A 9403-nucleotide genomic window follows, 5' to 3' on the forward strand; every position below is an offset into this window, starting at 1 on the left:
GGCTCAGAGGTCGAAGTCGCCCGCCGCTTCTGGCTGGTACTCGACTGCCAGCAGCTCGAGCTTGAGGGTCTTGCCACCCGGCGCCGGCCAGTCGATCTTCTCGCCCACCGACAGGCCCAGCAGTGCACTGCCGATCGGTGCGAGGATGGAGATCTTGCCTTCGTCAGCGTTGGCGTCCTTGGGATAGACCAGGGTCAGGTGGTAGTCCTTGCCGCTGGCTTCTTCGCGGCAATGAACCCGGGAGTTCATGGTCACGACACCGGCCGGAACTTCCTCGTGACCGACCTGTTCGGCGCGGTCCAGCTCGTCCTGCAAGGCGAGCACACCCGGCGACTCCTGCGTCTTCTCATCGAGGCTTTCGATAAGACGCTCGAGACGCTGTACGTCCAATCGGGTGACGATAATGGAAGGCTTGGTGCTCATGATCCGGTCAGACTCCTTTTTCTGGGCGATATAAAGCAAAACCCCGCCCAAGGGCGGGGTTTGCAGGAATTCGGCACAGCCGAAACAGGTTCGACACTACCACAGCCAAGTAAATACACAATACCCGCAGGGTCTATGCCGACCCGGCCAGCTGTCGACGCGCCAGCGCCTCGCGGCAGATCTGCCGGCGCTGCTCATCGTCGGCCGCACGCCACTGGCGAATGTCCTCGACATGGCGAAAGCAGCCGATGCAGACCTTGTGCTCATCCAGCCGGCAGGTGCTGATGCACGGCGACGGCACCGCCGGGCTGACATTGCTGTAGAGCGGCTTGGCCGGCTTGGGCGCGCTGCTCATCAGATTTCGTCGAAGTCGAGCTTTTCACCGATCCGCTCCCAGACGATGCGCTCAAGCATCTCACCGAGCAGCTCTTCGGTCTTTTCGCAGGTCCACTTGCCGCTCGACTCATCGTAGTCGAAGTGGAAACCACCGGATTTGTCCGCCAGCCACAGCTGGCGCAGCGGCTCCTGGCGGCTGAAGATCAGTTGGCTGCCGTTGTCGAACTTGATGGTCAGGACCCCTGCCGAGTTCTCCATGTCCAGATCCAGGTCCGTCTCGTCGAACAGGTCTTCCAGCGCCTGTTGGGTCGCGTCGACCAGGTCGTGAAAACGCGCTTCGGTCAAACTCATTGCAAGAACCTCAAAAATGTCTGCACACACGCAAGCCGGGCAAGATACGAGCGCGGCGCGCCGAATGCAAAGGATACCGACCTGCGCCAGGCAGCGCAGCCACCACCCCGCCCGACGGCGGGCTGCCTGCATAGGCAAGGGGCCGGGCGCTCGGTATACTCGGGCGCAATACTGCTTATTACAAAGGATTACGCCATGAAGCGCCTGATCTCCACCCTCGCGGCGCTCGTCGCGGTTGCCTGCCTCGTCTCCGCCTGCGGCCAGAAGGGCCCACTGTACCTGCCAGACGACAGCAAAGACGGTCAAAAGTCGCAATCGCACAAGCACCAGTAAGGGTAACCCATGGACGCTTTCAACTACCGCGACGGTGAACTGTTCGCGGAAGGCGTGGCCCTGTCGGCCATCGCCGAACGTTTCGGCACGCCGACCTACGTCTACTCGCGCGCCCACATCGAGGCCCAGTACCGTAGCTACGCCGATGCCCTGGAGGGTGTTTCGCACCTGGTGTGCTTCGCCGTCAAGGCCAACTCCAACCTCGGCGTGCTGAACCTGCTGGCCCGCCTGGGTGCAGGTTTCGACATCGTTTCCGGCGGTGAGCTGGAGCGTGTCCTGGCCGCTGGCGGTCGGGCCGATCGCGTGGTGTTCTCCGGCGTCGGCAAGACCCGTGAAGACATGCGCCGCGCCCTGGAAGTCGGCGTGCACTGCTTCAACGTCGAATCCACCGACGAGCTCGAGCGCCTGCAGGTCGTGGCTGCCGAAATGGGCGTACGCGCGCCGGTTTCGTTGCGGGTCAACCCGGACGTCGATGCCGGCACCCACCCGTACATCTCCACGGGCCTGAAAGAAAACAAGTTCGGTATCGCCATCGCCGATGCCGAAGAGGTGTACATCCGCGCCGCGCAGCTGCCAAACCTGGAAGTGGTCGGCGTCGACTGCCATATCGGCTCGCAGCTGACCACCCTGGAACCCTTCCTCGATGCCCTCGACCGCCTGCTGGCGCTGATCGACCGCCTCGGCGACTGCGGCATCCTCCTGCGCCACCTGGACCTGGGTGGCGGCGTCGGCGTGCGCTATCGCGACGAAGAGCCGCCACTGGCCGGCGACTACATCAAGGCCATCCGCGAGCGGGTCGGTGATCGAGACCTGGCCCTGGTGTTCGAGCCGGGCCGCTACATCGTTGCCAACGCCGGCGTGCTGCTGACCCAGGTCGAGTACCTCAAGCACACCGAGCACAAGGATTTCGCCATCGTCGATGCGGCGATGAACGACCTGATCCGCCCAGCCCTGTACCAGGCCTGGATGAACGTCACCGCCGTGCAGCCGCGTGCCGGTGAAGGCCGTACCTACGACATCGTCGGGCCGATCTGCGAAACCGGCGACTTCCTCGCCAAAGAGCGCGAACTGAACCTGGCCGAAGGCGATTTGCTGGCGGTGCACTCGGCGGGCGCCTATGGTTTTGTCATGAGCTCGAACTACAACACCCGTGGTCGTTGTGCCGAAGTGCTGGTCGATGGTGACCAGGCCTTCGAAGTGCGTCGTCGCGAAACCGTGGCCGAGTTGTTCGCCGGCGAAAGCCTGCTGCCGGAGTAACCCCATGCTGCTGCGTTTTACCAAGATGCATGGGCTGGGCAACGACTTCATGGTCCTCGACCTGGTCAGCCAGCATGCGCACATTTTGCCCAAGCACGCCAAGCAATGGGGCGACCGCCACACCGGCATCGGCTTCGACCAACTGCTGATCGTCGAGGCGCCAAGCAATCCGGAAGTGGATTTCCGCTACCGGATCTTCAACGCCGACGGCTCCGAGGTCGAACAGTGCGGCAACGGTGCGCGCTGCTTTGCGCGCTTCGTGCTGGACAAGCGCCTGACCGCGAAAAAACGCATCCGCGTCGAAACCAAGGGCGGCATCATCGAGCTGGACGTGCGCAACGACGGGCAGATCAGCGTCGACATGGGCCCGCCGCGGCTGGTGCCGGCCGAGATCCCGTTCGAGGCGCCGGCCCAGGCCCTGAGCTACCCGCTCGAGGTCGCCGGGCGCAACGTGGAACTCTTCGCCGCATCGATGGGCAACCCCCATGCGGTACTGCGGGTCGACGACATCAACGCCGCACCGGTGCACGAACTGGGCCCGCAGATCGAACATCACCCGCGCTTCCCGCAGCGGGTCAATGTCGGCTTCATCCAGGTCATCGACCGCCACCGCGCGCAACTGCGGGTGTGGGAACGTGGCGCTGGCGAAACCCAGGCCTGCGGAACCGGCGCCTGCGCCGCAGCCGTGGCGGCGATCAGCCAGGGCTGGATGGACTCACCGCTGTTGATCGACCTACCGGGTGGGCGCCTGTCCATCGAATGGGCAGGCCCGGGCACACCGGTGCTGATGACCGGCCCCGCCGTACGCGTGTTTGAAGGACAGGTTCGTCTATGAGTGAGTACCAGCCATGACCGATCAGCCCCAGGCTCCCGCCGAACAGCCCTGCGACCTTAGTGCCGAGGGCTCGACGCCCACCCTCGGGGCTGAGGCCGTGGTTGCCTACCTGCGCGACAACCCGACGTTCTTTGCCGAGCACGACGAGCTGCTCAGCGAGCTGCACATCCCCCATCAGCGTGGCGATAGCGTGTCGCTGGTCGAGCGCCAGCTCAAGCTGCTGCGCGACCGCAATATCGAGATGCGTCACCGCCTTTCGCAACTGATGGACGTGGCCCGCGACAACGACCGGCTGTTCGACAAGACCCGCCGGCTGATCCTCGACCTGCTCGATGCCGACAGCCTGGAAAACGTGGTCATGGCCGTCGAAGACAGCCTGCGCCAGGAGTTCAAGGTGCCCTTCGTCAGCCTGATCCTGTTCGGTGAAACCGCCGCGCCGGTCGGTCGCTGGGTCAACAGCGCCGACGCCCAGCAAGCCATTGGCGGCCTGTTGTGTGCCGGCAAGACGGTCAGCGGTAACCTGCGCGATCATGAGCTGGACTTCCTGTTCGGCGAAGAGCAGCGCAAGGAAGTCGGCTCCAGCGCCGTCGCCACCCTCAATCATCAGGGCCTGCACGGCGTACTGGCGATCGGTAGCCGCGACCCGCAGCATTACAAGAGCACAGTCGGCACCCTGTTCCTCAGCTACATCGCCGAAGTGCTCGGCCGAGTAGTACCGCGCCATACCCAGACCCTGCGTCCGGTGCGCTAGTGGAGCGCCAGCTGGAGGCCTTCTGCGCGCACTTGCGCAACGAGCGCCAAGTGTCCGAACACACCCAGCTGGCCTACCGACGCGACCTGGAGAGTGTCCTGGCGTTCTGCGCCAAGAGCGGCATCGACAGCTGGAACGCGCTACAGATCCAGCATCTGCGCCAACTGATCGCCCGCCAGCATCACCAGGGCCAGTCTTCACGCAGCCTTGCCCGCCTGCTTTCGGCAGTGCGTGGTTTCTACCGCTACCTCAACCGCGAAGGCCATTGCAGCCACGATCCGGCCAACGGCCTGTCGGCGCCCAAGGGCGAGCGACGCCTGCCCAAGACCCTCGACACCGACCGAGCCCTGCAACTGCTGGAAGGCGCGGTCGAAGATGAATTTCTCGCCCGCCGCGACCAGGCCATGCTCGAGCTGTTCTACTCCTCCGGCCTGCGCCTGTCGGAGCTGACCAGCCTCAATCTCGATCAGCTTGACCTGCCAGACGGCCTGGTACAGGTGCATGGCAAGGGCAGCAAAACCCGCGTGCTGCCGGTCGGCCGCAAGGCCCGCGAGGCACTGGAGCAATGGCTGCCCCTGCGCGCCGGCAGCGGCCCGCAGGACGGCGCGGTGTTCGTCAGCCAGCAGGGCCGGCGCCTCGGCCCACGGGCCATTCAGCTGCGAGTACAGGCCGCTGGCGCCCGCGAGCTGGGCCAGAACCTGCACCCGCACATGTTGCGACACTCCTTCGCCAGCCATCTGCTGGAATCGTCCCAGGACCTGCGCGCCGTACAAGAGATGCTCGGCCATGCCGACATCGCCACCACGCAGATCTACACTCACCTGGACTTCCAGCACCTGGCCGCCGTGTATGACAGCGCCCACCCCCGGGCCAAACGCAGTAAGGGCAGTGACTCATGAGCATCAAGCTGATCACCTTCGACCTCGACGACACCCTGTGGGACACCGCGCCGGTGATCGTCAGCGCCGAGGCCATCCTGCGCGACTGGCTGGCCGCCAATGCGCCGGACCTTGGCGCAGTACCCGTGGAGCACCTGTACGCCATCCGTGAGCGCCTGGTGCAGGCTGAGCCTGGGCTCAAGCACCGCATCAGCGCCTTGCGCCGGCGCGTGCTGTTCCGCGCCCTGGAAGAGGTCGGCTACAGCGAGAACAAGGCCCGTGAGCTGGCCAACGAAGGCTTCGAAGTGTTCCTCCACGCCCGCCACCAGATCGACATCTTCCCCGAGGTGCAGCCGGTGCTGGAGATCCTGCGTCACAGCTACACGCTGGGCGTGGTCACCAACGGCAACGCCGATGTGCGCCGCCTGGGCCTGGCCGATTACTTCAAGTTTGCCCTGTGCGCCGAAGACCTAGGGATAGGCAAGCCCGACCCGCAACCCTTCCTCGAGGCCCTGCGCCAGGGCGAAGTCGACGCTGATGCGGCGGTACACATCGGCGATCACCCCGGCGATGACATTGCCGGGGCCCAGCGCGCCGGCCTGCGGGCGATCTGGTTCAACCCCCAGGGCAAGGCCTGGGCAGCCGAGAACCGCCCTGATGCGGAAATCCAGCGGCTGTCGCAGTTGCCGGAACTGCTCAACAGCTGGCGCTGAACAGCAGACACAAAAAAGCCCGCAGCGACGGCGGGCTTTCTTGCTGACGGAACCACTCAGATAGGGCGGCTACCGTACTTGTTGTCCGGCTTCTTGGGCGGATCGGCGACCACGTTGGCCTCCACTTCCTGCACCTTGCCACCACGGGAAAGGAACTCTTCCATGGCCTTGGCCAGGGCATCACGCTCCTTCTGCTTGGCTTCCATGCTCGGCATCTCGTCGACCGAGACCGCCGCCGACTTCTTGCCTTTGGCTACGGGAGCCGGGCTGTCGTCGCCGCTGTCGTCAGCCACATCATCGGCTGCCGCTTCCAGACCGTCATCAGTTTCGTCTTCGTCGCCTACTTCGAGGTCGTCATTTTCCAGATCGTCGTCGCTCATGTTCTACCTCATGACTTGCGAAAAGCAGATTAGTTATAGACCAGCAACGTCGAAAATCGACAGCTGCCAGAAAAAATTCAAGGTCCGCGGACTGGCCGCAGGCCGTGGTTGCGCCACAACGAATGGCGAGAACCGGGCAAACCCCACGTCACGGGCGAGGTCTGTACAAATAAAGAGCGGGCGCGTTAACGCGCCGGCATACCCTGGCGTGATCGACTCGCTTATTGGCAAGCCTAGCAAAGGGTATGGAAGTTTGCGGACAGCTCGTCAGCACCCTTCGGCGCGCATTCTAGCGTGCTCAGAGAAAAAGCAAAGTGCCTAAATTTCACTGAACGCTGTAAGTTTTCTACCCACGCCACATGCAGCCATCAAAGCTCGGCAAGAAACCGTTTGCGCTTGAACGAACGGGCAAAATCCGGGCAAAAAAATGCCCGGCAAGCCGGGCAAGATTTTTTCGAGGACGTTACAGGTTGTAGCCGCGCTCGTTGTGTTGCGCCAGGTCGAGACCGACCGACTCTTCTTCTTCGTTGACCCGCAGGCCCATGACCAGATCCAGCACCTTGAGAATCACGTACGTGACGATCGCGGTGTAGATCACGGTAAAGCCGACGCCCTTGGCCTGAATCCAGACTTGCGCGCCGATGTCTTCGACGGTGCCGAAGCCGCCCAGTGCCGGGGCTGCGAACACGCCGGTGAGGATTGCACCGACGATACCGCCGATGCCGTGCACGCCGAAGGCGTCCAGCGAGTCGTCATAGCCGAGCTTGCGCTTGAGGCTGGTGGCGCAGAAGTAGCAGATCACGCCCGCCACCAGGCCGATCACCAGGGCGCCCATCGGCCCGACGGTGCCGGCAGCCGGGGTGATGGCCACGAGACCGGCTACCACGCCCGAGGCGATACCCAGTGCGCTGGGCTTACCGTGGGTCAGCCACTCGGCGAACATCCAGCCCAGTGCCGCTGCCGCGGTAGCGATCTGGGTGACCAGCATGGCCATGCCGGCGGTGCCGTTGGCGGCGGCGGCGGAGCCTGCGTTGAAGCCGAACCAGCCGATCCACAGCATGGCTGCGCCCATCAGCGTGTAACCGAGGTTGTGCGGGGCCATCGGCGTGGTCGGGAAGCCCTTGCGCTTGCCCAGCACCAGGCAGGCCACCAGGCCGGCGATACCGGCGTTGATGTGCACCACGGTGCCGCCGGCAAAGTCGAGCACGCCCCAGTCCCACATCAGGCCGCCGTTACCGCTCCAGACCATGTGGGCGATCGGCGCATAGACCAGGGTGAACCAGATGGCCATGAAGATCAGCATCGCCGAGAACTTCATGCGCTCGGCAAAGGCTCCGACGATCAGCGCCGGGGTGATGATCGCGAAGGTCATCTGGAAGGTGATGAATACCGCTTCAGGGAACAGCGCCGCCGAAGAGGTCAGGCTCGCCGGAGTCACGCCGGCAAGGAACGCCTTGGACAGACCACCAACGAAGGAATTGAAGTTGACTACGCCTTGCTCCATACCCGTGGTATCGAACGCCAGGCTATAGCCGTAAACCACCCACAGAACGCTGATCAGGCCGGTGATCGCAAAGCACTGCATCATCACCGACAGCACGTTCTTGGAACGCACCATACCGCCGTAGAACAGGGCCAGACCAGGGATGGTCATGAACAGCACCAGGGCTGTGGCGGTCAACATCCAGGCGGTGTCGCCGGAGTTGAGCACGGGGGCTGCCTCCTCTGCCATGGCCAGGCCGGGCATTACGAGGGACAAAAGGGCTCCTAGCCCTGCGAACTGACGCAGAGTCATATTGTTATCTCCTGGGGCGTTGGGGTTTGGTGAGGCTTTTTTGTTAGATCGCGTCGGTATCGGTTTCGCCGGTACGGATGCGAATCGCCTGCTCCAGATTGACCACGAAAATCTTGCCGTCACCGATCTTGCCGGTGTTGGCCGCCTTGGTGATCGCCTCGATGACCCGGTCCAGATCCTTGTCGTCGATAGCAACGTCGATCTTCACCTTGGGCAGGAAATCGACCACATATTCAGCGCCGCGATACAGCTCGGTGTGACCTTTCTGCCGGCCGAAACCTTTGACTTCAGTGACAGTGATGCCCTGCACGCCGATTTCGGACAACGACTCGCGCACGTCGTCCAACTTGAACGGCTTGATGATGGCAGTGACTAGCTTCATGAAACTCTCTCCCGAATTGGTGGACTTGCCCCAGGAAAACAAACCCGACTCAAGTCTAAGCGCAGTGCCTGGCTTTGTAACGCGTCGTCATGGTGACTGCATCAGTGCATGGGTCATGAAGGTCTTAGCAGAAAGCTTGCCAGATTGGTTAAAGCCCAGAATTACAGGGGCTTACGTTACCCGGCCCGACTTGGCCAGTCGCCAGCACCGTTTTGATGCACAACAACGGTGCGCGGCGTTTCGCCGCCATGCGCGAAAAGCGTGCAGCATTGGGGCGCGAATACTGCGTGTTACACTGGCGCCCCATTGCATACTGTGGACAGCCGAACATGCTCGCGCCCAAAGCCTTTCTTGATGCCCTGAGCGACCAGGCCTCGCGCCTGTTCAGCGGCGACACCTCGCAGCCTCGCAGCGAAATCGAAAGCCAGTTCAAAGCCCTGCTGCAAAGCGGCTTCAGCAAACTGGAACTGGTCAGCCGGGAAGAATTCGACAGCCAGATGGTCGTCCTGGCCCGCACCCGTGCCCGCCTTGAAGCGCTCGAAGCCAAGGTCGCGGAAATGGAAGCACGCCTGAACCCGCCTGCTGCGGAGTGAGCCTGCGATGACACCATCTGCCGAGTACCCGGTGCTGTTGTTCTCCTACGGCACCCTGCAGGACAAAGCTGTGCAACTGGCCAACTTCGGCCGCGAACTGGTCGGCCAGGCTGATCAGATGCTCGGTTACAGCCAGGCCTGGGTGGAAATCACCGACCCGCAAGTCCTGGCCACCAGCGGCAAGACCCACCACCCGATCGTCACCCCCAGCAGCAATGCAAACGACTGCGTGGCCGGCATGGTCTTGCAGATCAGCGAAGCGGAACTTGCGGCGGCGGACGCCTATGAAGTGGCCGACTACAAGCGGGTCGCCGTGACCCTGGCCTCTGGCCTGACGGCCTGGGTTTACGTGCGCGCCTGAACTCATAGCGTGGCT

The 9403-nt window shown here is 63.2% G+C and carries 14 protein-coding genes; 8 read left to right on the forward strand and 6 right to left on the reverse strand.

What is annotated here, in order from left to right; translation table 11 throughout:
- Positions 1 to 3: 3 nt before the first annotated feature.
- The 3 genes from rnk to cyaY form a co-directional block, all read right to left on the reverse strand.
- Positions 4 to 423 (reverse strand): nucleoside diphosphate kinase regulator, encoded by a 420-nt coding sequence (gene rnk / locus PspR32_RS25280; RefSeq protein WP_010221128.1) that lies wholly within the window; start codon positions 421 to 423, stop codon positions 4 to 6.
- Between the two features lie 133 nt (positions 424 to 556).
- Positions 557 to 778 carry a DUF1289 domain-containing protein gene (locus PspR32_RS25285; RefSeq protein ID WP_036994880.1) on the reverse strand — a complete coding sequence of 74 codons (222 nt, stop codon included), beginning with the start codon at positions 776 to 778 and terminating at the stop codon, positions 557 to 559.
- The gene (gene cyaY, locus PspR32_RS25290; protein WP_159389322.1) at positions 778 to 1110 is read right to left on the reverse strand and encodes an iron donor protein CyaY; all 333 of its coding nucleotides are present in this window, start codon (positions 1108 to 1110) and stop codon (positions 778 to 780) included. The genes PspR32_RS25285 and cyaY overlap by 1 nt, the downstream gene beginning before the upstream one ends.
- Before the next feature lie 195 nt (positions 1111 to 1305).
- Between cyaY and lptM the strand changes: the two genes are divergently transcribed.
- Genes lptM through PspR32_RS25320 form a run of 6 tightly spaced genes read left to right on the forward strand, consistent with a single transcriptional unit; the run spans position 1306 to position 5877 of the window.
- On the forward strand, positions 1306 to 1443 hold the full coding sequence (lptM, locus tag PspR32_RS25295; protein WP_010221125.1) for an LPS translocon maturation chaperone LptM: 138 nt from the start codon (positions 1306 to 1308) through the stop codon (positions 1441 to 1443).
- Positions 1444 to 1452: 9 nt separating this feature from the next.
- Positions 1453 to 2700, forward strand: coding sequence for a diaminopimelate decarboxylase (gene lysA / locus PspR32_RS25300; protein ID WP_010221124.1), 1248 nt, complete (start codon positions 1453 to 1455; stop codon positions 2698 to 2700).
- 4 nt (positions 2701 to 2704) lie between these two features.
- A complete protein-coding gene (dapF, locus tag PspR32_RS25305; protein WP_036994877.1) occupies positions 2705 to 3535 on the forward strand; it encodes a diaminopimelate epimerase in 831 nt (276 codons plus the stop codon).
- Between the two features lie 13 nt (positions 3536 to 3548).
- The gene (locus PspR32_RS25310) at positions 3549 to 4286 is read left to right on the forward strand and encodes a DUF484 family protein (protein WP_010221122.1); all 738 of its coding nucleotides are present in this window, start codon (positions 3549 to 3551) and stop codon (positions 4284 to 4286) included.
- Positions 4286 to 5185, forward strand: coding sequence for a tyrosine recombinase XerC (gene xerC, locus PspR32_RS25315; protein ID WP_036994876.1), 900 nt, complete (start codon positions 4286 to 4288; stop codon positions 5183 to 5185). Before PspR32_RS25310 ends, xerC begins: the two co-directional genes overlap by 1 nt.
- Positions 5182 to 5877 (forward strand): HAD family hydrolase, encoded by a 696-nt coding sequence (locus tag PspR32_RS25320; RefSeq protein ID WP_036994874.1) that lies wholly within the window; start codon positions 5182 to 5184, stop codon positions 5875 to 5877. The genes xerC and PspR32_RS25320 overlap by 4 nt, the downstream gene beginning before the upstream one ends.
- 56 nt (positions 5878 to 5933) lie before the next feature.
- Here the strand turns inward: PspR32_RS25320 and sutA are convergent, their stop codons facing one another.
- The 3 genes from sutA to glnK all read right to left on the reverse strand — a co-directional run bounded on the left by sutA (position 5934) and on the right by glnK (position 8434).
- A complete protein-coding gene (sutA, locus tag PspR32_RS25325; protein WP_010221119.1) occupies positions 5934 to 6257 on the reverse strand; it encodes a transcriptional regulator SutA in 324 nt (107 codons plus the stop codon).
- 463 nt (positions 6258 to 6720) lie between these two features.
- Positions 6721 to 8052 carry an ammonium transporter gene (locus tag PspR32_RS25330; protein WP_036994872.1) on the reverse strand — a complete coding sequence of 444 codons (1332 nt, stop codon included), beginning with the start codon at positions 8050 to 8052 and terminating at the stop codon, positions 6721 to 6723.
- 43 nt (positions 8053 to 8095) lie between these two features.
- Positions 8096 to 8434 carry a P-II family nitrogen regulator gene (gene glnK / locus PspR32_RS25335; protein WP_002555808.1) on the reverse strand — a complete coding sequence of 113 codons (339 nt, stop codon included), beginning with the start codon at positions 8432 to 8434 and terminating at the stop codon, positions 8096 to 8098.
- 329 nt (positions 8435 to 8763) lie between these two features.
- Here glnK and PspR32_RS25340 point away from each other — a divergent pair, with 329 nt between their 5' ends.
- Together PspR32_RS25340 and PspR32_RS25345 are read left to right on the forward strand one after the other, a co-directional pair.
- Positions 8764 to 9027 (forward strand): accessory factor UbiK family protein, encoded by a 264-nt coding sequence (locus tag PspR32_RS25340; RefSeq protein WP_010221117.1) that lies wholly within the window; start codon positions 8764 to 8766, stop codon positions 9025 to 9027.
- A 7-nt stretch (positions 9028 to 9034) separates the two neighbouring features.
- A complete protein-coding gene (locus PspR32_RS25345; protein WP_036994870.1) occupies positions 9035 to 9388 on the forward strand; it encodes a gamma-glutamylcyclotransferase family protein in 354 nt (117 codons plus the stop codon).
- Positions 9389 to 9403: the final 15 nt, after the last annotated feature.

This window comes from Pseudomonas sp. R32 (assembly GCF_009866705.1).
Classification (GTDB): Bacteria; Pseudomonadota; Gammaproteobacteria; order Pseudomonadales; family Pseudomonadaceae; genus Aquipseudomonas; species Aquipseudomonas donghuensis.